Here is a 26,188-nt window from a genome sequence, read left to right as displayed (position 1 = left end):
TCGTCAGAGGTTGAATAACAGGCTGCAAATATACAAATCATTTTTCAAATATTCAAAACAAATTAATATTAAATCTTATGAAATATTTAAGAAAATTTCAGGTATAAAATTAATATTTCCTTGAAGTTATCATCAGGTACAGTTTACATGAGTATTCTACTTTTGCGCGGTAATAAAACACCTTACAGGCTTCTCATTACCAATTATATTATTAAAACATTATAAGCTTAAAACTGTACTTATGAAAAAATTGCTATTCTTTTTTTGTTTTGTCGTCCAGATGACATTCGGGCAAAATCTGTATCCTTATTTACAAAACCCGACACCAACCTCAATGATTGTCAATTGGAAAACGTCATCCAATAACGAAACAACTGTTTTTTACGGAACGAATCCGTCCAATCTTAATGTGACATTTACCGGCACAACAAATATCTTCTCAGATACCGGATACAACAATAATTATTATTATCACACTGCCAAAATCACCAGTTTGCAGCCGAATACAAAATATTACTATAAAATAAAAACCGGCAGTAGCGAATCTGCGGTTTACAATTTCAGGACACTTCCTTTACCTGGCCAGCCGGTTACTGCCAACGGTAAAATACGTTTTCTGATTATGGGAGACAACCAGATCAAAGCAGAACCAAGATATGATACTTTAACGTTAAATGCTTATAAAAAGTTAAAAGAAAAGTTCGGCCCAAATTCGGATCCTTCTGATAATGTGGCGCTCACTTTCATGGTGGGAGATCAGGTGGATGTAGGAACGCTGGATCATTACGAAAATGTTCATTTTAAAAAGAATATCAATTTATCTCCTTATCTGCCGATACAGACAACGGTCGGAAATCACGAAACTTACGGAACTCTCGGAATGAATTCATATTACGCTCACTTTTATATTGATGAGATAAAATACAAAAATATCACTTCGGGAAATGAAAACTATTATGCTCAACAGGCGGGAAATGTTTTGTTTATAAGCTTAAGCTCGGAACATACAGGATCAGCGCAGATGACCTGGCTTCAACAGATTCTTAATGAAGCCAATAATGATTCTACCGTAGACTGGATCATTTCTTTGAGCCACAGACCATACCAGGCAGAGCAATATGTAGGTGATATTTCAACATGGGTGAGGAATAATGCGGTTCCGCTTCTTACGACTTCTTCAAAATATTTAATGCATGTTGGAGCACATCATCATTTATATCACAGAGGTCAGCTGAAAAATAGCCCGAACTATCAGATCATTTCCGGTGGTGTTGCATGGGATCAGTATTGGGGAATGTCGACCGAACAGGATTTTGATGATGTTCAGAAAACATTAACAGACTGGACTTACCAGATCGTTGAAGTTGATGTGAATACAGGAAAGGTAGATGTAGAATCTTATTCGATCGGTGGCGTTTATCATAAAAAATATAATGAACTGATTGATACGTTCCACCGCTATAAAAATCAACCTAAGCCTGCAAAGCCTTCTATATCAAATATATTTACTGCGCCGGTTACTTTGCCTTTAACATTAAACGGAAGCGCATTTTCAAGCACAAACGGAGAATTGTTAAATACGACGCAATTTCTTATCAGTAAAGCTGCAGATTTTTCGGTCATTGAAAAAGAATTTTACAGAGATTACGAAAATTGGTTTGGCAAAGACGGAAACGGAACTCCTGATATCACAAAAAACCTGAATGCAGGTGTTGATATTACAAAAGCAACCATTGCTGCCAACTCAATAACAAACGGAATATATTATGTGAAAGTCCGTTACAGGGACAGAAACTTAGAATGGAGCGACTGGAGCGATCCAAAAGAATTCGAGATTACAGGAAGTGTTGTATCAAATCCGACGTTTACACTGGATAAAACCGAATACACACAAAATGAACCTATCGTTGCCACTTTCACAGACGGGCCAGGGAACAATCAGGATTGGGTAGGAATTTACAAAAAAGGACAGAACCCCACTGCGATTGCTTCCCAGGCGTATGTTTATACCAACGGGCAGACAGCCGGAACAGCAAGTTTCCCGAATGGAATTGCCAATAAAGGACAATATTTTGCAGGATTTTTTGCCAATAACGGTTATACTGAAATTACACCGAGAAAAAGCTTTTACGTAGGTCCGAAAGTCGTATTAAGTACAACGGCAGATGTTTATCCTGTAGGCGGTACAGTGACTGTTAATTTCTCAAATGGCCCCAATCTTTTAAAAGACTGGATTGGAATTTACAAAATGGGTCACACTCCGGGAAACGTAAATTCTACAAAGTGGAGCTATGTTACGACAGCGTCAGGAAGTCTTAATTTTACAGGTCTTGCAAAAGGATATTACTATGCACAGTATTTTCTGGAAGACGGCTATACCACGGTGGGAGAAAAAGTATTCTTTAAAGTTGGAGATATTGTAACAGAACTCTGGACCAATAAACCGGTATATACTTTGGGTGAAAATATTACTGCTTCATGGACGGATTCTCCGGGAATCATCAAAGACTGGTTGGGAATCTACCCTCAAAGCGTTACGGTTCCGGATGATAATTTTGTTTCTTATACGTATTTTGATGGCGTTACTCAAGGGACAAAAACTATTCAGGGAACAGCAGTTCCGGCAACACCTGGGAATTATTATATGGTGATGTTTACCAATGATTCTTATACTGAAGTTTCAAACAGAGTTCAGTTTCAGGTAACCGGATCAACATTAGGAACAGAGGAAACAAAAAGTACGGAGAAAAATGTAATATTGTATCCGAATCCGACAAAACCGGGCGAGCCGACATTTATCAAAAGTGATTATCCTATCGAAAAAATAGAATTGCTTTCAGCAAACGGAGATTTGCTATATGAATCAAAAAATATTAACAATCAGCGTTTTTCTTTGGTTAATGAAAATCTTCCGAAAGGCGTCTATTTCGTAAAAGTTCATACCCGAAAATTATTTACTTTAAAATTGATTATTCAATAACGGAGTCCCGAAGGGACGATATATAAGAATTGGATGCAAGTCCAACTTACCATATTAAAAGCATCGGTAAAGAGTCCTGAAAGGACGACATATGTCAGGATTGGATGTCAGTCCAATCTATACGATATTAAAGGAATTAGTTTCACATTCAATTAAAAAAGAAGCGGCAAAAATTTTTAATTTTTGCCGCTTCCATTATTCATCCGTAGATTTCAGCGCCCACGCAATAAGCGGAGCCTGCATGAATAATCTTGCAAATCTCTGATTATCGGTATTTAGTCCGAAAGAATCCCTTCTGTTTTTATACTGTGCAATATTTCCGGGAAGAACCGCGGCAAAGAAACCGGCAACAATTTTCCCCATTGTTTTGCGGTATTTTTTTGGTGTGACAATGACTGCCGTTCCTAATGCGATTTCAGCAATTCCGGAATAAACAACCGTATCATCTTTGTCCAGAGGAACCCATTCAGGGACCTGGGCCTGAAATTCCTTCCTCGCAAAAGTGAGATGTCCTATTCCTGCTGTTATGAGAAATGCACCTAAGGCAATTCTTGAAATGTTTTTCGCTTCCATAATAATAAATTTAATGTGATAAAAAGGTGTAGGAAATCTTAACCAAAATTCAGACCATGACAAACGTTGTCTGATGAGATCTATTAATGGAGTATGCTAAATCCTTAGCTGTTTCTTCCGGATATGAGAAAAAGTATTAAATTTAAGCCAACAGAAAAATCTAATATTTCATGATAGATAAAAGAGTAAAAAATGCAAAGGAAGCCATTGAAGGCATTACAGACGGAATGACATTGATGCTTGGCGGGTTCGGACTTTGCGGTATTCCTGAAAACTCAATTAATGCCTTGGTAGAGAGTGATGTAAAAGGTCTTACATGCATATCAAATAACGCCGGAGTAGACGATTTCGGATTGGGATTGCTGTTAAAAAAACGACAGATCAAAAAAATGATTTCCTCGTATGTGGGAGAAAATGCAGAGTTTGAAAGACAAATGCTTTCTGGAGAACTTGAAGTAGAGCTTACGCCACAGGGAACTTTGGCGGAAAAATGCAGAGCGGCACAGGCCGGAATTCCCGCTTTCTATACACCGGCAGGTTTTGGAACTGAAGTGGCAGAAGGAAAGGAAGTAAAAGATTTTGATGGGAAACCTCATATTCTGGAGCATGCATTTAAAGCAGATTTTTCCATCGTTAAAGCATGGAAAGGAGATCATGCAGGTAACCTTATTTTTAAAGGATCAGCAAGAAATTTCAATCATCCGATGGCCGGAGCAGGGAAAATTACCATTGCAGAAGTGGAAGAATTGGTAGAACCGGGCGAGCTGGATCCCAATCAGATACACATTCCGGGAATCATGATCCAGAGAATTTTCCAGGGTGAAAAATTTGAAAAAAGAATAGAGCAGCGTACCGTAAGAAAAAGAGATCATTAATAAAGATGGTAATTGCTCTTACATTTGAAGCAATTTATACTAAATCTTACGCATTTTGAATTAAAAAACAAGTCAATTCCAGATTGGCTCATTAAACAAATTTTCAAATTATTACCATGTTAAGTAAAGAAGATATAGCAAAACGTATTTCAAAGGAAGTGAAAGACGGATATTATGTAAACCTCGGAATCGGAATCCCGACTTTGGTCGCCAATTATGTTCCTGAAAATCTCAATGTAGAATTCCAGAGCGAAAACGGAGTGTTAGGAATGGGGCCATTTCCGTATGAAGGCGAAGAAGATGCTGACATCATTAATGCCGGAAAACAAACGATTACCATCTTAGATGGTGGATCATTCTTCGATTCTGCGTTCAGTTTCGGAATGATAAGAAGTAAAAAAGTAGATCTTACCATTCTCGGAGCAATGGAAGTTTCCGAAAACGGAGATATTGCCAACTGGAAAATTCCTGGGAAAATGGTGAAAGGAATGGGCGGTGCAATGGATCTCGTAGCCTCTGCTGAAAATATTATCGTTGCCATGATGCACGTCAACAAAGCCGGAGAAAGCAAAATTCTTAAAAAATGTACACTTCCTTTAACGGGGGTAAACTGTGTAAAAAGAGTGGTAACCGAATTAGCCGTATTGGATGTCACTCCTGCCGGATTCAAATTGGTTGAAAGAGCGCCCGGTGTTTCCGTGGAACACATCATACAATCAACGGAAGCTGATCTGATTATTGAAGGAGAAATTCCTGAAATGCAGTTTTAATAAAAAAGATAAAAGCTGTTTCAATGAACAATTGAAACAGCTTTTTTTAGAAGAAAGTATTATTATTATGAAAAATAAGATATAATATTCAGTGTGTTTTTAGAATAAGAATTTAAATCCAAAAGACAACGTAGAAATTGCATTTCCGTTGGGTCCGAGTACAGCCTGGTTATAGTCTGGTGTTACCGTAGCTACGTGAGCCAAAGAAAAATCTGTTGTTTTGATATCTTTTGTTGTTCCGGGATAATTTTTAATGGTTGTGTAAGAAAGATTGGCCAGATTATAAGAAAATTCCACTGTAAAATGTTTGGACATTACATAATCCAATCCTCCGGATAAAGCCAATCCGAACTGATTTACTTTAATATCACTGTCTGGTACTGCCTGTCCGTTTGCTGTTACCTTAGTTTTCCCTGAAATGATGGGCGCTGCAAGTTGCCCGAAGAAGAATAAACCTCCATGAATGTTCCAGTATTTTCTTGCCAGAGGTTCCACCACCAAAAGATTGGTCTTTAAAGTGACATTGTCAGCAAACTGATTGGTCGATTTTACTCCGATATTTCCTACGGCAATCCCTACAGCGGTAGATGGCCCGACAAAATATCCGGCAAGAGGCAAAATTGTTGTACTGGACGATTTGCCGTTTTCTGAGCCGTCATTTGTACTTTGATAGCCAAATTGTGCAGTAGCAAACCAAGTTCCTTTTAAACCTTCCTGTTTTTTTTGAGCATTGCATAGTCCCATTATTATAAGAGAGCTAGCCAATAACATTTTTCTCATGTTCATAGATTTTTGTTTATTAACACGATCAAATTTACCGGGCTTTCCTTCTTTTTTTACGATGATTTTCAATGACATTTGTCATTTTTGATATTTATCACTTTCGTTAAAAATCATAAATATTATTTTTAAATTTACAGTAGATTAAGTGGCTTGTTTGTTTAATTTAAAAATTAATACGCTATATTTTGAATGTTTTATATTGGTATTTTAGTTTGAAATATCGTAAGGTTTCTTTTATAAAATTTTAATAACAACAAACGGAGATTTTAAACAATCCTTTCAAATTTGAATTATAATTGAGATTTATTGAAAAATTTAAACTTTTGATACTGAAAGCAGTAAAATCAGCCTTAAATTTTTCAGAAATTAAGTATATTCGCCTAAATCTTAAACTCATAAAATGCAGCGTTTTTTACTGATATTTTCTGTATTGTTTTCAACTTTTTTTTGTGCTCAGACAAGGTTAAATTTAATTCCTTATCCGCAGAAAGTTGAATTTCTGAAAGGAGAATTCATCATTCCTAAAAGTTTGAAGCTGGATGAGAATCTTCCCAAAAAAGAAACAGCATATTTTAAAAAACATACCGCAGGAATGACTACATTCAATTATGGTAAAAAAGATCAAGGCGTTCATCTCGTTAATTCCCTTTTCCCCCCACAACCATCCAGTGACCGGCAGAAAGAAAAATATTCAATTGATATTTCAGCGAAGGAAATCGTTATCAGATCCAATACCGATCAGGGATATTTCTTGGCACTGCAGACCCTCATTCAATTATTCAGTCAGTACAAAGATTCAGGGAGAATTCCGGCAATGAAAATCGAAGATGAACCGAAATTTGCATGGCGCGGAATGCACCTCGATGTATGCCGTCATTTTTTCACCGTTGAAGAAGTAAAACAGTACATCGATTATCTGGCGATGTACAAGTTGAATACATTTCACTGGCATTTAACAGACGACCAGGGCTGGAGAATTGAAATTAAAAAATATCCGAAATTAACACAAATCGGTTCGAAACGTAAAGAATCCATGATCGGAGCTTATGTTGATAATACGTTTGACGGAAAACCTTACGGGCCATACTTCTACACGCAGGAACAGATTAAAGATGTTGTAAAATACGCGGAGGAAAGACATATCACCATTGTTCCGGAAATCGAAATGCCGGGTCATGCACTGGCTGCTTTATCGGCATATCCTGAATTGGCCTGTACAAAAGGACCATTCGAACCGGCTACGAAATGGGGCGTTTTTGATGATGTTTTCTGTCCGAAGGATGAAACTTTTAAGTTTTTGGAAAATGTTTTAGATGAAGTAATAAAGCTTTTCCCTTCAAAATATATTCACATCGGAGGAGATGAATGCCCGAAAACACGATGGAAAGAATGTGCCCATTGTCAGGAATTAATCAAGAAAAATAATCTGAAGGATGAACATGGTTTACAAAGCTATTTCATTCACAGGATTGAAAAATATGTCAATTCAAAAGGAAGAAAAATTATCGGGTGGGACGAAATTCTGGAAGGAGGTTTAGCACCAAACGCGGCGGTTATGAGCTGGACGGGAATTAAAGGCGGAGTGGAAGCTGCCAAATCAGGCCATTTTGCTGTAATGACTCCCGGAGCTTACTGCTATTTTGACCATTACCAAGGTGATCCTGCGACGGAACCAAACGCTTTCGGAGGTTTCACACCTTTGGAAAAAGTGTATTCTTACAATCCGATTCCTGAAGAATTGAATGCACAGGAAGCAAAATATATTTTAGGCGTTCAGGCTAATCTGTGGACGGAATATATTCTTGATTTTAAACAGGTTCAATATATGATTTTTCCCCGTTTGCTAGCACTTTCTGAGGTTGCTTGGGAAACGTCAGATCCTGGAAATTATAAAGAATTTGAAAGCAGAGTCATCAACGAATTCAAAACACTGGATAAATTAGGAGTAAATTATGCAAAGAGTATTTATAATGTCTCAGGAAAAGTAATTCCTTTTAAAGATGGTGTTGCCTACGAACTTTCCACATCGCAAAATCCAAAAGGAATTCGTTATACACTTGATGGAAAAGCTCCTACGGTAAATTCTCAGCCTTATCAAAGCCCTATACCAGTTTTAAATTCATTAACAATAAAATCTGCTTATTTTGAAAACGGACAACTGAAAAGTGCCATGTCTTCACAAAATTTCACCATATCAAAAACCACTGGAAAAAAGATTACACTTGAAGAGCAGCCAAGCGAGAATTATTCATTCGGAGGAGCTTTTACTTTGGTTGATGGCATCATCGGAAATCAGAGACAATTAGGGAAAACATGGTTAGGATTTCAGGGAAAAGATGTCGTGGCGACCATTGATTTTGGACAGAAAACTTCTTTCTCAGAAGTTTATTTTAATACATTGGATAATAAAGGAAGCTGGATCCATTTTGCAAAATCTGCGCAGGTTCTTATTTCAGATAACGGAACGGATTTTAAAATGATAAAAGAAATCGGAAAAGAAGATATTCTTTCTGTCAACGGAAAAATCAAGGTAAATGTAGGAAATCAAAATTCAAGATATATAAAAGTAAAAATAGAAAATGCAGGAATTATTCCCGCAGGAAACCCGGGAGCCGATTCAAAAGCATGGTTATTCGTCGATGAAATCGGAGCAAACTAAATAACTTCAAACTTAGCCTCAAACTCAACCTTAACCTTTACCTCAACCTCAACCTTATATACATATGAACTCACGCAGAAAATTTATAAAAAATACAGCCATTGCATCATCCGCATTATTGTTGAATCCTTTGGATATGTTTGGTAAAAATATTCCTGAAAACGACAATAAAATAATCAATAAGCCTATCGTTCTTTCTACCTGGAATTTCGGTTTGAAAGCCAATGAAGAAGCCTGGACCATTCTGGGAAAAGGCGGAAGAGCTTTAGATGCGGTGGAAAAAGGAGTTCGTTTGGTAGAAGATGACCCGAATGAAAGAAGTGTAGGATATGGAGGCCGCCCGGATAGAGACGGAAGAGTAACGCTGGATGCCTGCATCATGGATGAAAATTACAATATTGGTTCAGTAGCCTGTTTGGAAAATATTAAAAATCCTATTTCGGTAGCCAGAGCGGTCATGGAAAAAACACCTCACGTAATGCTGGTCGGCGATGGAGCTTTACAATTCGCGGTTTCGCAGGGTTTTAAGAAAGAAAATCTGCTTACTCCTGAATCCGAAAAAGAATGGAGAGATTGGCTGAAAGATAGTAAATATCAGCCGATTGTTAATATTGAAAATCATGATACCATCGGAATGATCGCAATGGATGCTCAGGGAAATCTTTCCGGGGCGTGTACCACCAGCGGGATGGCATTCAAAATGCACGGAAGGGTAGGAGATTCGCCCATCATCGGAGCAGGATTGTTTGTCGATAATGAAGTCGGAGCAGCAACGGCTACAGGTCATGGGGAAGAAGTAATCAGGACGGTCGGAACTCATCTGGTGGTGGAATTAATGCGACAGGGAAGGAATCCACAACAGGCTTGTAAAGAAGCGGTGGAAAGAATTGTACAGATTACCAAAAGAAGAAACAAGAACCTGAAAGATATACAGGTGGGTTTTATCGCGATTAATAAAAAAGGAGAATATGGTTCGTATTGTATTCAGGACGGATTCAATTTTGCCGTTTATGATAATAAGGGCAACCGTCTGGAAAAACCAGGATTTGCTTTAAAATAATTTTATTAGAAATTAGAAATTAATTTTGCTAAACCTAAACCTAAACCTAAACCTAAACCTAAACCTAAACCTAAACCTAAACCTAAAATGTCCAACATAGAAATAGCCTGCTTTAATCCGGAATCGGCCATCATTGCATTTGAAAACGGAGCCGACCGGATAGAATTGTGCGACGGATTAAGCGAAGGCGGAACCACCCCAAATTTTGATACCGTAAAACAACTCAGGGAAAAAATCAACATTCCTATTTTTGTGATGATTCGTCCACGAGGAGGAGATTTTACGTATTCAGAGGTAGAATTTGAGAAAATGAAATCTGACTTGATTCAATTAAAATCTTTGAACGTTGACGGTTTTGTTTTCGGTATTTTACATGAAAATGATGAGGTAAATGTAGAGCAAAATAAGGAATTGGTTGAACTGGCAAAGCCTTATCCATGCACATTTCACCGTGCATTCGACAGAGCCAGAGATCTGGAAGTTTCATTGGGAAAAGTAATCGAATGTGGATTTAAAACCATTCTTACTTCCGGTCAGAAACCAAATGTTTCGGAAGGAAAAGAAAACCTGAAAAAATTGGTGGAGCTGTCAGATGGAAGAATCGAAATTCTCGTCGGCGGAGGACTCCGCTCTGCCAATATTCAGGAAATCCGGGACTTTACAAAAGCTTCGTATTTCCATTCTTCTGCCATTACAGATGGTGGAGCTTTTGCCGATGAGGATGAGGTAGTTGCTTTAAAAAGTAAGTAGAATATGCATTGCTAAATATAAATCTTACGAATAGCGTTCAACATTAGCATCCTGTAAAAATACGCGCAATCCTTTCAACAAATCTTCGCGTCGATAGCGTTAAAATAAATTAGTGGTAACGCAATATAGCAGCGAGCCTTTATTAAAAGACTCAAGAACCGCAATTCTCGATAAAATACTGACGATAGCATAAGCTTTAGGTCTCTATTTTCCGAGAGATGCTTTCGTCGCCCGACACAAGGGTCTCTCATCGGTCGAGATAAGAAGGTTATCTCGAGCGTGATAATGTGTTCTCATCGGTCGATGAGAACATCTCTCGGAAACAACAACGCTTAATAGAATATTTATTGTTATATATTTTAATTCGGCTGGGAAGGATTTGTCGGACAGAGTTTTTTTGCATTCGCCCGACTTCTTATGTGAATTTAACGCAATGAACGTAAGGGTTTATTTGAAATAATTGCGCTTATTTTTCGTTCGCAAAGGTACTTCGGCAGGCTCAGCATAAACTATAACGCTCAGCAAATGATAGCAAATCTAATGTTTTAAGGACTCACTATAAATTTTAACTTCCATTCTGGGTACTCCGATTGTCATCCCGTAGGGATTTAAGCACGAATCTTTCCATGCTGACTTTAACAGCTTTGCCGAGATTCCTACGGAATGACAAAGTGAGTGGTGAGGGTTGGAGAGTTTTAGAGTATGAGCGATGGAGAATTCAAAGCGTCACAAAAATTCCCCTCCTCCGGGGGCAAAAAATTCAAAATGAATTTTTGACGGGGTTGTTTAAAAAAGGGTTTGAAGGTCTAGTTCCCATATCATTTAAACTCTTACACTCTATAACCCTATCACTCAAGATTGCTTGAGTTTGTCGAAGTCAACTTTTCTCTTGAAAGTTCAGACATGAAATAAATAGTAATGAGAAGCAGAAGATAATCATTAATTTTATATTTTTAATTGATGTAGCGTGAGTTCGGCTTTTATGATAAATCTGTTTAAACAGGTTTGATGTATTTAAAGGAACTCCGGGATTGATAAACCCATTATAATGAACAAAATTTTACTTTTTTCTTTAGTCTTTATTCAGTTTTTAATGAATGCGCAGTCTTCTGAGCGAAGTTTATCATCTGGAAAGTGGCAATTCAAAAGCGCAAAAGAAACAAAATGGATGTCTGCGGCGGTGCCGGGAACGGTACATCTTGATCTGATGAAGAATAAGGTTATTCCCGATCCGTATAAAGATGAAAATGAAAAAAAAGTTCAGTGGATAGAAAATGAAGACTGGGATTATCAGACTTTATTTAATATATCGGAAAAAGAATTAAAGAATCAACATATGGAACTGGTTTTTGAAGGATTAGACACATTTTCTGAAATTTATTTGAATGGAAAACCTGTACAGTCAACAGACAATATGTTCCGGAAATGGACAGTTCCAGTGAGGCAGTATGTAAAAAAGGGCGAAAATACTCTATTAATAAAATTCAGATCTTCCGTGAATGTCGGAAAAGAACTGGCACAAAAAGTTCCTTTTACCGTACCTGAATCTCCGAGAAGCTTTGTGAGAAAAGCGCAATATCAGTTCGGTTGGGATTGGGGGCCTAGATTGGTGACAGCGGGAATCTGGAAAGATGTAAAACTTGTATGCTGGAATCAGGCGAAACTTAAAAATACCAAAGTAGAACAGGGAAAATTAACATCAAAAAGAGCAGATTTAAATATTTATACAGAAATTTTTGTTGATGAAAAAGGAAAGTACAATATTTCAGTCAATAATAAATCTCAGGAATTTACTTTAAAAGAAGGGTTAAACAGCGTTTCGATTCCTTATCAGATCAATAATCCAAAACTCTGGCAACCTAATGGATGGGGAGAACAAAATTTATATGATGTTAAAATTTCTTTACGGAAAGATTTAAAGATCATCGATGAAAAGTCAGAACGAATCGGATTGAGAACGGTTGAATTGATTCAGGAAAAAGATGCCCAAGGAAAGTCTTTCTATTTTAAAGTGAACGGAAAACCAATGTACGCCAAAGGAACGAACTGGATTCCCGGCGACAGTTTTTCCCCAAGAATGACCAAAGAAAGATACCGAAAACTCATCAAAGATTGTAAAGAGGCCAATATGAATATGATCCGGGTCTGGGGCGGTGGAATTTATGAAGATGATGAATTCTACAAAGCCTGTGATGAAAATGGGATTTTGGTGTGGCAGGATTTTATGTTTGCAGGAAGCTTTTATCCGGCAGATGAAAACTTTCAGAAAAATGTAGAGCTGGAAGTGAAAGATCAGGTGGAAAGACTTCAGAATCATCCGGCTCTGGCTTTATGGTGCGGAAATAATGAAATTGATGAAGCCATTGTGAACTGGGGATATCAGAAGCAGTTCAAATATTCAAAGGAAGATTCTTTACAGGTTTGGAAAGATTACAATCAGATTTTCCATAAAGTTATTCCGGATGCCATTAAAAAGTATGCTGCAGCTGATAAACAGATTTATTGGTCAAGTTCACCATCTATCGGCTGGGGACATAAAGAAAGCTTAACAGAAGGAGATTCCCACTACTGGGGTGTATGGTGGGGCGAACAGCCGTTTGAAATCTACAATGAAAAAGTTCCGCGTTTTGCTTCAGAATATGGTTTTCAGGGAATGCCAACTCTTCAGACCACAAAATCGATGTTTTCAGGAAAGCCAGATCTAAGCCTTCAAAACGAAACCATCAAAGCACACGAGAAACACGCAAGAGGCTGGGAAATCATCGACAATTATATGAAACGGGACTATAAGATTCCGGCAGATTTTGTGAAATACAATTACGTTTCCCAACTGCTTCAGGCACGCGGAATGCAGACCGCGATTGAAGCTCACCGTCGCGCAAAACCTTACAATATGGGAACGCTGTATTGGCAGCTGAATGATTGCTGGCCAGTCGTTTCGTGGTCGTCGATTGATTATCTCGGAAATTGGAAAGCGTTGCATTATCAGATAAAAAGAAGCTTTGAAAATCAGATAATTTTGCAGGAAGAGAAAGATGAAATTTTAAGCTTTTATGTCATTAATGATGAACTGAAAACGTTTGAGAATGTATCGTTGGATTTCGAAATCATAAAATTAAATGGCGAAAAAAAAGGTTTGGTGAAAACTGCAAATAACAGAATACTGCAATCTAACGGAATATTAAAATTAGCTTCTTTTTCGCTAAAAGAAGTTATTGGAGATTCAGATAAAAATGAAATCTTTTTGCATTTGATGGTAAAAAGTGCGAAAGATAAGATGATTGCGGAAAGCAATTATTTCTTCTCAAAGCCAAAAGATTTAAAGCTTACAAAGCCCAATATTCGGATTAAGAAACTCTCAGCTACTGAAATTGAAATTTCTACGGATGTGTTGGCAAAAGATATTTATTTGATGGGAGACGCACATTTTAGCGATAATTTTTTCGATTTACTCCCTAAAACATCAAGAAAAATAAAACTTTCAAAACCTCTGGAAAAAATTGAAGTCATGAGCCTTTGGGATACGATGAATCCTTAAATTTGCATCATAGTTTCGAATTATGATAAATTTTGTTCTGATTGCGGTTTGTATTGTAGCAGGAATGGTTTTAAAAGCGACAAAATCTATCCATCCAGATGCCCATAAAGGAATCAATACCTGGATTCTCTATCTTGCGCTTCCTGCGGTATCTTTCAAATATCTTCCCTACATACACTGGACCACCGAAATGCTTTTTCCGATTGTAGCGACTTTTTTGATATCGGTTTTCGGGTTTCTGTTCATAATGTTTTATAGTAAGTCTAAAGGTTATTCCAGACGGTCGAGAAGTACAATGGAATTGGTAAGCAGCTACAGTAATACTTCATTTATCGGTTTTCCGCTGGTTTCTGCATTTTACGGTGAAAGTTTATTGAGTGTTGCTGTGATCTGTGATCAGACTATGTTTTTCGCACTGTCAACACTGGGAATTATCGCAGCAGTAAAAGGCGGAAGTACATCAGGAAAAGTAAGTGCAAAATTTATCCTGAAAAGACTGATTACCTTTCCTCCGTTGATAGGCTGTATTTTGGCATTAGTATTGTCTCAATTCATTGATTTCAGCTGGGCAGAACCCGTTTTTGATAAATTGGCTGCTACGGTAAGTCCGTTGGCGTTGTTTTCAGTGGGATTGCAATTAAAATTCAACGGCTGGAAAAAGCTGATTCCCCAAATGTCAGTTTCAATGCTATACAAACTTATTCTGGCACCGGCCATCACGCTTGCTTTTGCACTTTTAATTGGCATAAAAGGAGATATCGCCAGGATCACTATTTTTGAAGCCGCCATGCCCACCGTTCTTACTTCCAGCATCATCGCCGAACAGTTCCTACTGAATACAAAATTGACGAACCTGACGATCGGTTTCAGTATCATAGTGGGGCTTTTTACTTCTGCAATATGGTATGAAATTATTGAATATTTTTTCTAAATGGATATTACTCATTACCAACTACTCATTATTTATATTTTAGAAAGCTATGCTGGAATGAATACAAGAAGTAAATTTTCATGTCTTTGCTGAGTGAAACGCCTTTGCGAACGAAAAATATTCAGTAAAAAATAACAAAATCTTTGCGTTTCTCTGCGTTAAAAAAGTTTGCCAATCACATCATTCATCACAATGACCTGATAAAAATTGCAGTTCACAAAAGAAACAATTAATTTTACATTTTAAATATTTCTCTTGAATTACGCCCAAATTGTTTTACCATTAAATTTAAAAGGATCTTTCACATACAAAGTTCCTGAAGACTTAATTTCACAGATTGAAGTGGGAATGCGGGTTTTGGTTCCGTTTGGTGGAAAGAAAATTTACACGGGAATTGTTTTTGAACTCCACGATATCGCTCCCGAAAATTTTGTAGTAAAGGAAGTTATCAGCATTTTGGATGATAAGCCGATTGTCCCGGAAGAGCAGATCCGATTCTGGAACTGGCTTTCAGACTATTATTTGTGCGGGCTTGGAGAGATTTACCGTTTTGCATTTCCGTCTTCCTTAAAACTGGAAAGTGAAACGTATTTAAAGTTAAAACCCAATATCACGATTGATTTTGAAAACCTGGATGTCAATGAAATGTACCTGATTCAGGCGTTGGAAGTGAGGCAGTTAATCAATTTAACGGATATCGAAGCTTTCATCCCGAAAAAAGATATTATCAAAACCATCAACTCGCTAATTGATCTTCAATACATCGAGATCGACGAAAAGATTGCGGAAAAATATAAGGCAAAAGAAGTAGCTTACGTTAAAATTAACGATGAGGTTTTAAAAAACCAGAACCTTACGGAAATTCTTTTACAATTAAAAAATGCCAAAAAGCAGAAAGACCTTTTTCTGTATATTCTTGAAAAGCAAACTGAAGATCCGGATATTCTTATTAAAAAATCAGAACTTTTTGAAGAGGGATATTTCGGAAACTCTCATTTAAAGGGGCTGGTAGAAAGAAATCTTGTTGAAGAATATTATATTCAGAAAGATCGGCTTGACAGCTATGAAGGAGAAATTGAAGAAATCGAAGAGCTTTCCGAAGCTCAGAAAGTGGCAAAAGGAGAAATCGATGTAGGCTTTGAAGAAGGAAAAAATGTACTTCTTCATGGAGTCACTTCTTCAGGTAAAACACATATTTATTTAGATAAAATAGAAGACTGTATTAATGAAGGAAAAAATGTATTGTTTCTCCTTCCTGAAATTTCTTTAACCAAACAGATTACCCAACGATTAGAAAAGAAATACGGACGAAAGCTTGGTTTTTATCATCAGAAATTAACTGACTTTGAAAGAGTTGAAGTGTGGAGAAGAATCAGACAAAATGATGTCAGCGTCCTTATCGGAACCAGGAATGCTTTATTTTTACCGTACCAAAATTTAGGACTGATTGTGGTTGATGAAGAACACGATTCTGCGTACAGGCCGCGTGAGGTTTCACCTTATTTTAATGCGAAAGATGCAGCACTTGTTCTGGGGAATTTTTATGGCGCTAATGTTATTTTAGGCTCTGCAACCCCTTCGGTTGAAAGTTACTACAATGCAAGGAAAGATAAATTGGCGTATGTTTTTCTTGAAGAACGTTTCGGGAATGTCAATCTTCCAGAATATGAACTGATTAACTTTAAAGAAGCTCAGGATTCTAAAAAAGTTTCAGGGAATTTTTCTTTGCAGGTGATTGATGAGATTAAGAAAGTTTTAGAAGAGAAAAATCAGGTTATTGTCCTTCACAACCGCCGTGGTTATGCTAATGTGGTAGAATGTGAAACCTGCGGTTATGTGAATTATTGCTCTAATTGTGATGTCGTGATGACGTATCATAAAGCTGCCAATGAAATGAAATGTCATTATTGTGGACAGAGAGCTTCCAAACCTAAAACCTGTCCGAAATGCTATTCTGAAAACCTAAATGAGCGGGGTGTAGGCGTAGAGCAGATTCATGAAGAGGTTTCAAAACTGTTTCCGGATCATGAAGTCGACCGAATGGATGTCGATTCGATGAGGAAGAAATTTGCTTACGAAAGACTGTATGAAAAAATAGAAGACCGCGAAACAGATATTGTTGTCGGAACTCAGATGATTTCCAAAGGCTTGGATTTTAATCATATCGAGCTGGTAGCTATTCCGAAGGCTGATTCTTTATTATATGTTCAGGATTTCAGAGCGGAAGAACGTGCCTATCAACTCATTACACAGGTGTCAGGAAGAGCAGGAAGGGTTTCAGGAAAAGGAAAGATTATTATTCAAACCTTTAATCCGGAGCATTCTGTATTCCAGTTGATTAAAATAAATAAACCGGCAAAAGTCTATAAGTATATTTTAACGGAACGTCAGAAATTTCATTATCCGCCGTTTACCAAGCTTATTATGATCGAACTTAAACATAGGAAAGAAGATAAAGCAAACAGAGCTTCGCAGTTTCTGGGTTCTATTTTGAGGAAATATCTTCCTGAAGACTGCGTTTTAGGTCCTGAGAAAGCACAAATTGCGAGGCTTAACAACCTTTATCAGTTTCAGATTATGCTTAAGCTTCCGCGTGGAAAAAAATATGACGAATATAAAAAGTTGGTTTTAACAAGTTTGAAAGAATTTGATGAAATTACTGCTTATCAAAGCATAAAAAAAGAAGTTTTTGTTGATTTTTAACATTTTTTAACAAATTTTATAGGGTTTTATAAGAGGTCTAAGTATCTAGTTCTGGTAATATTTTCTACATTTGATCGTTGATTATATGTTTGGCGTTTTATTTTCAATTTAACAAATTGATTATTAGGTGATCCAAACTATAGCAAAATGAAAAAATAGATGGTAAATTTCAGAAAGTATATTTCAGGTGTTGCGGTGCTGGCCTCAGGATTTTTTCTTGCCCAGTCTACCGTTTCTACAGTTCTATATTCTCAGGCTTACGACAATCAGACTAGCAGTTTAAACTTACCTTCTCCCATTACTTCAATGGTAGAGAAAACAGTTTTGTCGGCCAAAGAACTTGTAGACATTAATGTAAACACGATGATGACCGATCCGGTGCTGAAAAACGCAACCTGGGGATTCGTAGTGTACGACCCGAAAACGAAGAAAGTAATCTCTTCGTATAACGAAAACACTCCTTTAGTTCCTGCTTCTACAACAAAATTATTAACCACAGAAACAGCAATGAACATGCTGGGTGAAAATTACCGTTGGAATACGCAGCTGGAATATTCAGGAAGTATTGATGAAAACGGAGCGTTGAACGGAAATCTTTATATCGTGGGAAGCGGTGATCCTTCTTTGGGAACAAATAAAGGCGGAGCATGGACGTACAGAGAGATTATTTCAGATTTTAAAGAAGGTCTTTCTCGTGAGGGAATCAAAAAGGTAAATGGTGATATTATCATTCAGACAGCGCTTTTCAAAGGCAATATTTCAAAGCTTCCGGAAAATGTTGTTTGGCTGGAAAATAATAATTACTATCTTCCTGCCGGAACCACACACGAGATCAACCCGGCAAACGAAAAACTAATCGTTAAAAAATCTGCCAATTTCTCTATAGAAAAGAAATTCTTCTATGTTTCTCCTTACAATAATCAGATGGTATATGCCGATAAATACGAAGGAGATCCTATTTTAACCACAAAATTACCCGACGCTCCTGCATATCTTGCCAATACATTCAGAACAACATTGGTGAAAACCGGAATTCCGGTTAAAGGAAAGGTGATCACAAAAATGATTGATGCTAATCCGGAAGCCAGAAAGTTCATTTCAGCGTATAAATCTCCTACTTTAAGTGACATTATCTTCTATACCAATCAGCATAGTGACAATGGTTTGGCGGAAGCACTTTTAAAAACCGTAGGATTTCAGAGTTTGGGCGATCAAACCACTGAATCCGGGAGAAAAGTCGTAACAGAGCACCTTAAGAATGAAGGTTTTGATATGAGTGGTTTAAATTATATTGACGGAAGCGGGCTTTCCAGAAGCAATAACGTAACGCCGATTGCTCAGGCTAAATTTTTAACATCATTAATGGATGAAAAATATTATAAAACATATTTAAGTTCTCTACCTGTAGGAGGGCAGTCAGGAACGTTGAAAAGAATGTTTTTAGGAACCGGAAACGGGCAGATTTTTGCAAAAACAGGTACCTTAAATAAAGTAAAAACCTTGGCAGGATATATGAAAACCAATACGGGGCGAACACTTGTTTTTTCGTTATTAGTCAATAATTATGCAGGATCAGTCGCAATGGTTAAGAAAAAGATGGAGCAGATTTTAGAACCGGCTTTAGATTTGTAGAATTATTAAAATTTAGTTAAGATAATGACCTTTCGATCAATGATTGAAAGGTTTTTTTATATCTTTGATACAATTTTTATAAAGTATGAGAAAAATTTACTTTTTGCTTTTAAGTGTATTGGCATTTCAGCAATTTTATGCTCAGAGTGACAATGTTGAAAACAAAGGTCTGATCGCTAGGGAAATGAAGTCTTTTGCCAATAAAATGGCAGTAGGAAACGTCAATCCAAATACATTGAATTATGATCTGCAGTACCAAAGAATGGATGTCACGATAGATCCTGCAGTTTACAATATTTCCGGTTCTGTAACTTCTCATTTTAAGCCGAACCAGAATATGAGTAGTATTTATTTTGATCTGGATAATCAGATGACGGTTTCACAGGTTTTATATCACGGAAATAATCTTAATTTTCAACAGCTGAGCACCAAAGAAGTAAGAATTGATTTTGCATCATCAATTGCTGCGAATGTTTTAGATTCTCTTACCATCAATTATTCCGGTGCGCCGGCCATAGCAAACAATGCATTTTTTAACGGAACGCAAAGCGGAACAGCTGTTTTGTCGACTCTAAGCGAGCCTTACGGAGCTCAGGACTGGTTTCCGACCAAGCAAAGTTTAAATGATAAAATTGAAGAATTTGATATAAAGGTGACTACACCTTCCCAGTACAATGTTGCCGCGAATGGAAAACTGATGTCTGAAACCACTCTTGGAAACGGACAGAAACTTACTTTCTGGAGAACGCAATATCCTACAGCAGCCTATCTCATCGCACTTTCTATTACTAATTTCGTCAAACTGAACGATACAATGGGAAATCCGCCTTTTCCTTTTGTGAATTATGTTTTTCCGTCAACAGCTTCTAATACGACAAGTATGAGCAACATAGAATGGACAAAAACAGTAATGAATACCTTTGAAAATTACTTTGGACCATATCCTTTCCGAAACGAAAAATACGGACATATGGAATTTCAGGCCGGTGGCGGAATGGAGCATCAGACGATGTCTTCTTTAGGATCATGGGGCAGAGGTCTTATTGCTCATGAGCTTGCCCATCAATGGTTCGGTGATAAGGTAACCTGTGGTGCCTGGAACGATATCTGGCTGAATGAGGGGTTTGCTACTTTCGGGGAACATCTTGCCAATGAAAAACTTTTAATGACAAATAATGAGTTTAGAAATTACCTCTTAGGGCAAAAAGATTATATCACAAGTTCACCTGGTGGAAGTGTTTATGTGGCAGATGCTAACTTAGGAAGTGTCGGAATGATATTCAGTGGGAGATTATCTTATGCTAAAGGAGCATATGTATTGAGAATGCTAAAATGGATCTTAGGAGATACCGTATTTTATCAGGCACTTAAAGAATATCATGCAAGGCCGGCTCTGGCATACAATTATGTGAGAACACAGGATTTTAATGCTTCTTTATTAACGTCTACAGGACAGGATTTTACGGAATTTTTCAATGATTGGATCTACGGACAAGGCTATCCTACTTATGATATTCGATGGAAACAAACCGGAAATACATTGACTTTTAAAGCTTCTCAAACCCAAAGCAGCCCAACCGTAAGTTTTTTTGAAATGCCTCTTCCAATTAAAGTAAATGGTACCGGAGGACAGGTTGCTTATTTTGCCTTAAACAATACCTCAAACAACCAGTATTTTACGCAGAATGTAACTTTCCCGGTAGCGAGTGTGGAATTTAATTATGAATATCAGATTGTCGAAAAAAATTCTACAGTTACTCAGGATAACACGTTAGCAACAACAGAAATAATTAAGGAGGAATTTGCTTTGTATCCTAATCCTGCCAAAAATGAAATCAACATAAAAGGAATAGATAAGCCGACAGATTTCAAAATTTATTTTACAGATGGCAAGCTAGTAAGAAAAGGAATTTATCAGCCTGAGAAATCAATTAATATTTCAGAACTCGTTCCCGGAACCTATATTTTTAAAATTAATGATAAGAATGTGAAGTTTTTAAAAAAATAGAAATAATACGTTTCAAATAAGAAAGCCGTTTCATCATGTTGAAACGGCTTTTTTTATTAAATTAGCACATCTTAAAAATTATTAGAAATGATCTCTAAAAAGTATCTTGAAAACTTACAGAACGAACTTCAGAATATTGAAAATGACGGACTTTACAAAAGAGAAAGAATCATCACGTCTCAGCAAAGTGCAGAAATAGAAGCTAATGGTAAAAAGCTCTTGAACTTCTGTGCCAACAATTATCTGGGACTATCCAACAATCCGGAAGTAATGAAAGCCTCTCAGGACATGATAGAATCTCACGGCTATGGAATGTCGTCGGTTCGTTTTATTTGCGGAACTCAGGATATTCACAAGCAATTGGAGCAGAAAATTGCTGACTTTCTGGGTCTTGAAGATACCATCTTATATGCTGCGTGTTTTGATGCCAACGGAGGAGTCTTTGAACCATTATTTACCGAAGAAGATGCGATCATTTCTGATGAATTGAATCACGCCTCTATTATCGATGGAGTACGTCTTTGTAAAGCAGCAAGATACCGCTACAAAAATAATAATATGGAAGATCTGGAAGCACAGTTAATTGCCGCTTCTGAAAAAAATCACCGTTTTAAAATTATCGTTACAGACGGAGTTTTCTCAATGGACGGAATTGTTGCTGACCTTAAAGGTGTTTGTGATCTTGCCGATAAATATGATGCTTTGGTGATGGTTGACGATTCTCACGCAACAGGTTTTATCGGGAAAACAGGGCGTGGAACGCATGAAGCCAATGAGGTAATGGGCAGAGTAGATATCATTACTTCTACATTAGGTAAAGCTTTAGGGGGGGCTCTAGGAGGATTTACTTCCGGAAAAAAAGAGATCATCGACATGCTGAGACAACGTTCAAGACCTTATTTATTCTCAAATTCATTGGCTCCGGGAATCGTGGGTGCCGCTTTGAAAGTTTTGGATATGATCTCTGAAGACACTTCTCTTCGCGATAAAGTGATGGAAAATGCAGAATATTTCAGAACTGAAATGAGAGCCAAAGGTTTTGATATTCCTGATGGGGATGCTGCCATTGTTCCGGTGATGTTGTATGACGCCCCTTTAGCTCAAAAAATGGCTGAAAAACTGATGGATGAAGGGATTTACGTAATTGGATTCTTCTATCCGGTTGTTCCGAAAGGAAAGGCGAGAATAAGAGTTCAGCTTTCTGCAGCTCATACGAGAGAACATCTGGATAAAGCGATTTCTGCTTTTGAAAAAGTAGGAAAAGAATTAGCAGTAATTTCTTAAAAATAAACAACTCTACATTTGTAGAATTAAAAACGGAATTTCTTATATTTACGGAAATTCTGTTTTTTTATGCAAAAATTATCCTATTTACTGATCCTTTTAGTGTTTGTTTCCTGTAAAACAAAGATGAATCAGTATATCAGAAAAGAAAATAATGTCAACAAGAGACACGGAAAATGGGAAGAAGAATATTCTTCGGATAAAGGTAAACTTATGGCATCCGGAAAATATAAGATGGGAAGGAAAATAAAAATATGGAAAATTTATCTTGATGATAAACTATACGAAAAAAGTAGGTTTAGAAAAAATATAATCAAAACTAAAAGATACTACGCTGATGGTAAACTAATGGAAAAAGGTCAGTCTAAAATGGATGTTTCTGCAAATGAACAGCATTGGTATTACTTCGGTGACTGGAAATATTATGATGAAGAGGGAAAGCTTGGCTATATTAAAAAATATGTTAATGGTGAAAAAACAGATAGTATTTCATTTAAAAAAAAAAAAATTCGGATATCTCTGAAAAATAATGAATAGAACAGAATAAAAGCAAGATTTCTTCTGTTTTCTATCAAATATTTTTGTGATTAACGTTATATTTGCCATTATTTTTTTTCAATGCTTTACACCATAATAAAAGCGCTTCATATTATCTTCATGGTAAGTTATTTTGCCGGGATTTTTTATCTCGTCAGAATTTTTGTGTATTATAAAGATACGGACGAATTTTCGGAGGATAAGAAGAAGATTTTAAGAGAGCAGTACATATTCATGGCACGCAGATTATGGAATATCATTACGGTTCCGGCCGGTGTTATTATGACCATCTGCGGATTAACCCTGATTTTTCTCAATACAGGATTAATGAAAATGCCTTGGTTTCATTTAAAACTCACCTTTCTTGTCGCACTGGCAATTTACCATTTCTGGTGCTGGAAAAAGGTACTAAAGTTAAAAGAACTCAACGGGAATACCCTCGAAACGGCCAATATCAAATTAAGACAGGCGAACGAAATCGCAACTTTCATTTTATTTCTCGTCGTATTTACCGTGATTCTGAAATTTCAGGTTATTGAATATTGGTGGCAATTAATCTCAGGATTTTTCGTTCTGGTATTTTTAATTATGATGACGGTGAAACTAGTTAATAAAAAAAAGAAAAAATAAGAGCTTTAGGCTAGAGGCTTTAAGCGATAAGCTTTTTTGCCTGCTGCATACAGCAAATTTAAAACTATGATTGCAATTTTAAAAAAAGAACTTTGGAGCTACTTCGGAAACTGGAGCGCTTGGGTGATTATCGCAGCATTCAGTCTGATTACGACACTGTTTTTGTTTTTTTTCGAAAACGATTCTAATATTTTTGAGATCGGAATGGCTTCTCTTCAAAGTTATTTTGTTTTGGTTCCGTGGTTGTTAATGTTCATTATTCCGGCACTTTCGATGAAAACATTTGCGGAAGAGCAGCAAACAGGAACCTTAAACTGGCTGTTTTCCCAACCGTTGAAAGTTTCAGATTTGGTATTCGGAAAATTCTTTTCCGTTTGGATTGTCGGAATTCTATGTTTGATTCCATCACTGATTTATCTTTACACCGTATATGTTTTAGGCGTTCCTGAAGGAAACATTGACCTAGGAATGACGTTCGGAAGCTATATCGGGGCGATTATTTTAATTGCCGCATTTTCCGGAGTGGGAATTCTGGCGTCTTCACTTTCACAAAATCAGATTATGGCTTATCTGTTGGGCGTTTTCATGTGCTTCATCATGTATTTCGGGATTGAACAGCTGGCAAGCTACAAACTGTTGGGAGGTGCAGACTTCATCTTGCAGAATATCGGTTTTTATCAGCATTTTTTAGGTTTTACAAGAGGACTTATTGATTTTAAAGATGTTGCTTATTTTGCATTAATCATCGGAATTACATTAGTTTTGTCCAATCATTTTATAAACAAAAAAAAGTAGAATTATGAAGAAGATATCCATTAAGTCTCCGTTAGGAATTTTACTTTTCATCATATTACCTTTGGTTATCATTCTTGCCGTTTCAGGAATCAGATTAGATTTAACCAAAGAAAAAAGATACACCCTTTCTGAAAATACGGTTAAAGTATTGGAATCTGTCCATAAACCATTAACAGTCGATGTTTATCTGGAAGGTGATTTCCCTGCAAGCTTCAAACAGCTTCAGAGCGAAACAAAATTCATGCTCGAGGAATTCAGGAAAATAAATCCGAAGATCGATTTTAAATTTATTGATCCTATCAAAACCAAAATGTCTAAAGACACATTGATGGCGATGGGTATGCAGCCTTCCATGCTTCCGGATATTAAAGACGGGAAGGTTTCGCAGATTATGCTTTTCCCTTATGCGGTGGTGAAGTACGATAAAAGAGGAGTTTCCATTCCTTTGGTGGTGCAACAGACGGGGATTGATGCCGATCAGCAACTTACGAAATCCATTGAAAATTTAGAATACAATCTTGTTTCAAACATTAAAAATATTGCCGCAAGCAAAAGAAAGAAAATCGGAATCTTGGTCAATCAGGATGAATTGAATCCAAGAGAATTCCAAGGCTTCATGCAATTAGCAACTGAAAGCTATGATGCAGGACCTATTATTCCTAAAAACCAAACTGAACTTACTTTGGCTGATGTCCCGATGCTGAAGCAGATGAATGCTTTGGTGATTGCAAAACCAAGAAAAGCCTTCACTGACGGAGAAAAAGTAATTCTTGACCAATACATCATGAACGGCGGGAAAACCTTATGGATGATTGATGCTGTAAACGCAGAAATGGATACCCTGATGAGGTCTCAGAAAGTAATGCCTTTCCCTGTAGATATCAATATGACAGACTTTTTCTTCAATTACGGAATCAGAATCAATCCGGCTTTGGTGAAAGATGTGAAGAAATTTGCCTTGTTGAGGTTAGTTACCGGAGAAGTGAGCGGAAACCCTCAATACACCAGTCTTCCTTGGCCATATTTCCCTTTGGGAATTGCTGAAAATAACAATCCGATTACCAAAAATATCAATCCGGTGAAATTCGAATTTCCGACTTCCATCGATACGTTGGGTGGCAGAAAGAATATTAAAACCAATGTGCTTTTTGAATCGAGTGAAAGAACGTTGTTGAAGCAGGTTCCGAATTATGTGGATTTAAAGGAAATCTCAAGTGTTGACAGTCTTGGGCAAATGGAAAAACCGAGTACTCCGAAAATTTACGCTGTGGCTTTGGAAGGGAAATTTAATTCTGCCTATGCTTCAAGAATTGAAAGAAAATCGTATCCGAATTTCAAAAGCTCAAGCCCTGAAAATAAAATGATCGTTATCGCCGACGGAGATGTTGGAAGAAACAAAGTGTTGAAAGGAGAAGCTTTGCCTTTAGGGGTAGATCTGCTGACCAACGAACAATTTGGTAACGAACAGTTCCTGAGAAATGCCTTAGACTATCTTTTGGACGACAGCAATTTAATGGAGCTGAGAAACCGAAACATTGAAGAAAGACTTCTCGACCGTCAAAGAATTACCGAAGAGAAAAACAACTGGCAATGGTTTAATTTGCTGCTGCCATTAGCCATTATCGGACTTTTAGGAGGATTGTTCTTCTGGTTGAGGAAGAAGAAGTTTGGATAGAAATA

The 26,188-nt window shown here is 37.1% G+C and carries 18 protein-coding genes; 16 read left to right on the top strand and 2 right to left on the bottom strand.

Going from position 1 to position 26,188, the window contains the following annotated elements; all coding sequences use genetic code 11:
* Window positions 1-241: 241 nt before the first annotated feature.
* On the top strand, window positions 242-2,980 hold the full coding sequence (locus tag BLR30_RS15640) for a fibronectin type III domain-containing protein (RefSeq protein ID WP_089860958.1): 2,739 nt from the start codon (window positions 242-244) through the stop codon (window positions 2,978-2,980).
* 195 nt (window positions 2,981-3,175) lie between these two features.
* Here the strand turns inward: BLR30_RS15640 and BLR30_RS15635 are convergent, their stop codons facing one another.
* A complete protein-coding gene (locus tag BLR30_RS15635) occupies window positions 3,176-3,553 on the bottom strand; it encodes a DoxX family protein (RefSeq protein WP_089860956.1) in 378 nt (125 codons plus the stop codon).
* Window positions 3,554-3,723: 170 nt separating this feature from the next.
* Here BLR30_RS15635 and BLR30_RS15630 point away from each other — a divergent pair, with 170 nt between their 5' ends.
* Entirely contained in the window at window positions 3,724-4,428 is a 705-nt protein-coding gene (locus tag BLR30_RS15630; protein ID WP_089860954.1) for a CoA transferase subunit A, read from the top strand.
* 116 nt (window positions 4,429-4,544) lie between these two features.
* A complete protein-coding gene (locus tag BLR30_RS15625; RefSeq protein ID WP_089860952.1) occupies window positions 4,545-5,198 on the top strand; it encodes a CoA transferase subunit B in 654 nt (217 codons plus the stop codon).
* A gap of 99 nt (window positions 5,199-5,297) precedes the next feature.
* Here BLR30_RS15625 and BLR30_RS15620 read toward each other — a convergent pair whose 3' ends face one another.
* On the bottom strand, window positions 5,298-6,056 hold the full coding sequence (locus tag BLR30_RS15620) for an outer membrane beta-barrel protein (protein ID WP_228400786.1): 759 nt from the start codon (window positions 6,054-6,056) through the stop codon (window positions 5,298-5,300).
* Between the two features lie 325 nt (window positions 6,057-6,381).
* Between BLR30_RS15620 and BLR30_RS15615 the strand changes: the two genes are divergently transcribed.
* The 13 genes from BLR30_RS15615 to gldG all read left to right on the top strand — a co-directional run bounded on the left by BLR30_RS15615 (window position 6,382) and on the right by gldG (window position 26,183).
* Entirely contained in the window at window positions 6,382-8,640 is a 2,259-nt protein-coding gene (locus tag BLR30_RS15615) for a glycoside hydrolase family 20 protein (RefSeq protein ID WP_089860950.1), read from the top strand.
* A gap of 64 nt (window positions 8,641-8,704) precedes the next feature.
* Window positions 8,705-9,700: an isoaspartyl peptidase/L-asparaginase family protein gene (locus tag BLR30_RS15610; protein WP_089860948.1), complete on the top strand. Its 996-nt coding sequence runs from the start codon at window positions 8,705-8,707 to the stop codon at window positions 9,698-9,700.
* A gap of 87 nt (window positions 9,701-9,787) precedes the next feature.
* The gene (locus BLR30_RS15605; protein WP_089860946.1) at window positions 9,788-10,450 is read left to right on the top strand and encodes a copper homeostasis protein CutC; all 663 of its coding nucleotides are present in this window, start codon (window positions 9,788-9,790) and stop codon (window positions 10,448-10,450) included.
* A gap of 1,048 nt (window positions 10,451-11,498) precedes the next feature.
* On the top strand, window positions 11,499-13,988 hold the full coding sequence (locus BLR30_RS15595) for a beta-mannosidase (RefSeq protein ID WP_089860942.1): 2,490 nt from the start codon (window positions 11,499-11,501) through the stop codon (window positions 13,986-13,988).
* 22 nt (window positions 13,989-14,010) lie between these two features.
* Entirely contained in the window at window positions 14,011-14,919 is a 909-nt protein-coding gene (locus tag BLR30_RS15590; RefSeq protein ID WP_089860940.1) for an AEC family transporter, read from the top strand.
* 255 nt (window positions 14,920-15,174) lie between these two features.
* The gene (priA, locus tag BLR30_RS15585; RefSeq protein WP_089860938.1) at window positions 15,175-17,622 is read left to right on the top strand and encodes a replication restart helicase PriA; all 2,448 of its coding nucleotides are present in this window, start codon (window positions 15,175-15,177) and stop codon (window positions 17,620-17,622) included.
* A 159-nt stretch (window positions 17,623-17,781) separates the two neighbouring features.
* A complete protein-coding gene (gene dacB, locus BLR30_RS15580) occupies window positions 17,782-19,254 on the top strand; it encodes a D-alanyl-D-alanine carboxypeptidase/D-alanyl-D-alanine endopeptidase (RefSeq protein WP_089860936.1) in 1,473 nt (490 codons plus the stop codon).
* Window positions 19,255-19,339: 85 nt separating this feature from the next.
* Entirely contained in the window at window positions 19,340-21,262 is a 1,923-nt protein-coding gene (locus BLR30_RS15575; protein WP_089860934.1) for a M1 family metallopeptidase, read from the top strand.
* 87 nt (window positions 21,263-21,349) lie between these two features.
* Entirely contained in the window at window positions 21,350-22,546 is a 1,197-nt protein-coding gene (kbl, locus tag BLR30_RS15570; protein ID WP_089860931.1) for a glycine C-acetyltransferase, read from the top strand.
* 126 nt (window positions 22,547-22,672) lie between these two features.
* Entirely contained in the window at window positions 22,673-23,083 is a 411-nt protein-coding gene (locus tag BLR30_RS15565) for a hypothetical protein (RefSeq protein WP_089860929.1), read from the top strand.
* An 81-nt stretch (window positions 23,084-23,164) separates the two neighbouring features.
* Window positions 23,165-23,713, top strand: a complete 549-nt coding sequence (locus tag BLR30_RS15560) for a CopD family protein (RefSeq protein WP_089860927.1) — start codon at window positions 23,165-23,167, stop codon at window positions 23,711-23,713.
* Between the two features lie 66 nt (window positions 23,714-23,779).
* Window positions 23,780-24,508 carry an ABC transporter permease subunit gene (locus tag BLR30_RS15555; RefSeq protein ID WP_089860924.1) on the top strand — a complete coding sequence of 243 codons (729 nt, stop codon included), beginning with the start codon at window positions 23,780-23,782 and terminating at the stop codon, window positions 24,506-24,508.
* Window positions 24,509-24,512: 4 nt separating this feature from the next.
* Window positions 24,513-26,183 carry a gliding motility-associated ABC transporter substrate-binding protein GldG gene (gldG, locus tag BLR30_RS15550; RefSeq protein ID WP_089860922.1) on the top strand — a complete coding sequence of 557 codons (1,671 nt, stop codon included), beginning with the start codon at window positions 24,513-24,515 and terminating at the stop codon, window positions 26,181-26,183.
* Window positions 26,184-26,188 lie beyond the last annotated feature (5 nt).

Origin of the sequence: Chryseobacterium taeanense (assembly GCF_900099685.1) — a bacterium.
Taxonomy (GTDB): Bacteria; Bacteroidota; Bacteroidia; order Flavobacteriales; family Weeksellaceae; genus Chryseobacterium; species Chryseobacterium taeanense.
This window is presented reverse-complemented; position numbering and strand designations above follow the sequence as displayed.

Excerpts from the sequence above, each read along its gene's own strand:
- BLR30_RS15615 (WP_089860950.1), top strand. The coding sequence starts at position 6,382 with ATGCAGCGTTTTTTACTGATATTTTCTGTATTGTTTTCAACTTTTTTT.
- BLR30_RS15630 (WP_089860954.1), top strand. The coding sequence starts at position 3,724 with ATGATAGATAAAAGAGTAAAAAATGCAAAGGAAGCCATTGAAGGCATT.
- BLR30_RS15625 (WP_089860952.1), top strand. The coding sequence starts at position 4,545 with ATGTTAAGTAAAGAAGATATAGCAAAACGTATTTCAAAGGAAGTGAAA.
- BLR30_RS15610 (WP_089860948.1), top strand. The coding sequence starts at position 8,705 with ATGAACTCACGCAGAAAATTTATAAAAAATACAGCCATTGCATCATCC.
- BLR30_RS15565 (WP_089860929.1), top strand. The coding sequence starts at position 22,673 with ATGAATCAGTATATCAGAAAAGAAAATAATGTCAACAAGAGACACGGA.
- BLR30_RS15590 (WP_089860940.1), top strand. The coding sequence starts at position 14,011 with ATGATAAATTTTGTTCTGATTGCGGTTTGTATTGTAGCAGGAATGGTT.
- gldG (WP_089860922.1), top strand. The coding sequence starts at position 24,513 with ATGAAGAAGATATCCATTAAGTCTCCGTTAGGAATTTTACTTTTCATC.
- BLR30_RS15575 (WP_089860934.1), top strand. The coding sequence starts at position 19,340 with ATGAGAAAAATTTACTTTTTGCTTTTAAGTGTATTGGCATTTCAGCAA.
- BLR30_RS15635 (WP_089860956.1), bottom strand. The coding sequence starts at position 3,553 with ATGGAAGCGAAAAACATTTCAAGAATTGCCTTAGGTGCATTTCTCATA.
- dacB (WP_089860936.1), top strand. The coding sequence starts at position 17,782 with ATGGTAAATTTCAGAAAGTATATTTCAGGTGTTGCGGTGCTGGCCTCA.
- BLR30_RS15605 (WP_089860946.1), top strand. The coding sequence starts at position 9,788 with ATGTCCAACATAGAAATAGCCTGCTTTAATCCGGAATCGGCCATCATT.
- BLR30_RS15620 (WP_228400786.1), bottom strand. The coding sequence starts at position 6,056 with ATGTCATTGAAAATCATCGTAAAAAAAGAAGGAAAGCCCGGTAAATTT.
- kbl (WP_089860931.1), top strand. The coding sequence starts at position 21,350 with ATGATCTCTAAAAAGTATCTTGAAAACTTACAGAACGAACTTCAGAAT.
- BLR30_RS15560 (WP_089860927.1), top strand. The coding sequence starts at position 23,165 with ATGCTTTACACCATAATAAAAGCGCTTCATATTATCTTCATGGTAAGT.
- BLR30_RS15595 (WP_089860942.1), top strand. The coding sequence starts at position 11,499 with ATGAACAAAATTTTACTTTTTTCTTTAGTCTTTATTCAGTTTTTAATG.
- BLR30_RS15555 (WP_089860924.1), top strand. The coding sequence starts at position 23,780 with ATGATTGCAATTTTAAAAAAAGAACTTTGGAGCTACTTCGGAAACTGG.
- BLR30_RS15640 (WP_089860958.1), top strand. The coding sequence starts at position 242 with ATGAAAAAATTGCTATTCTTTTTTTGTTTTGTCGTCCAGATGACATTC.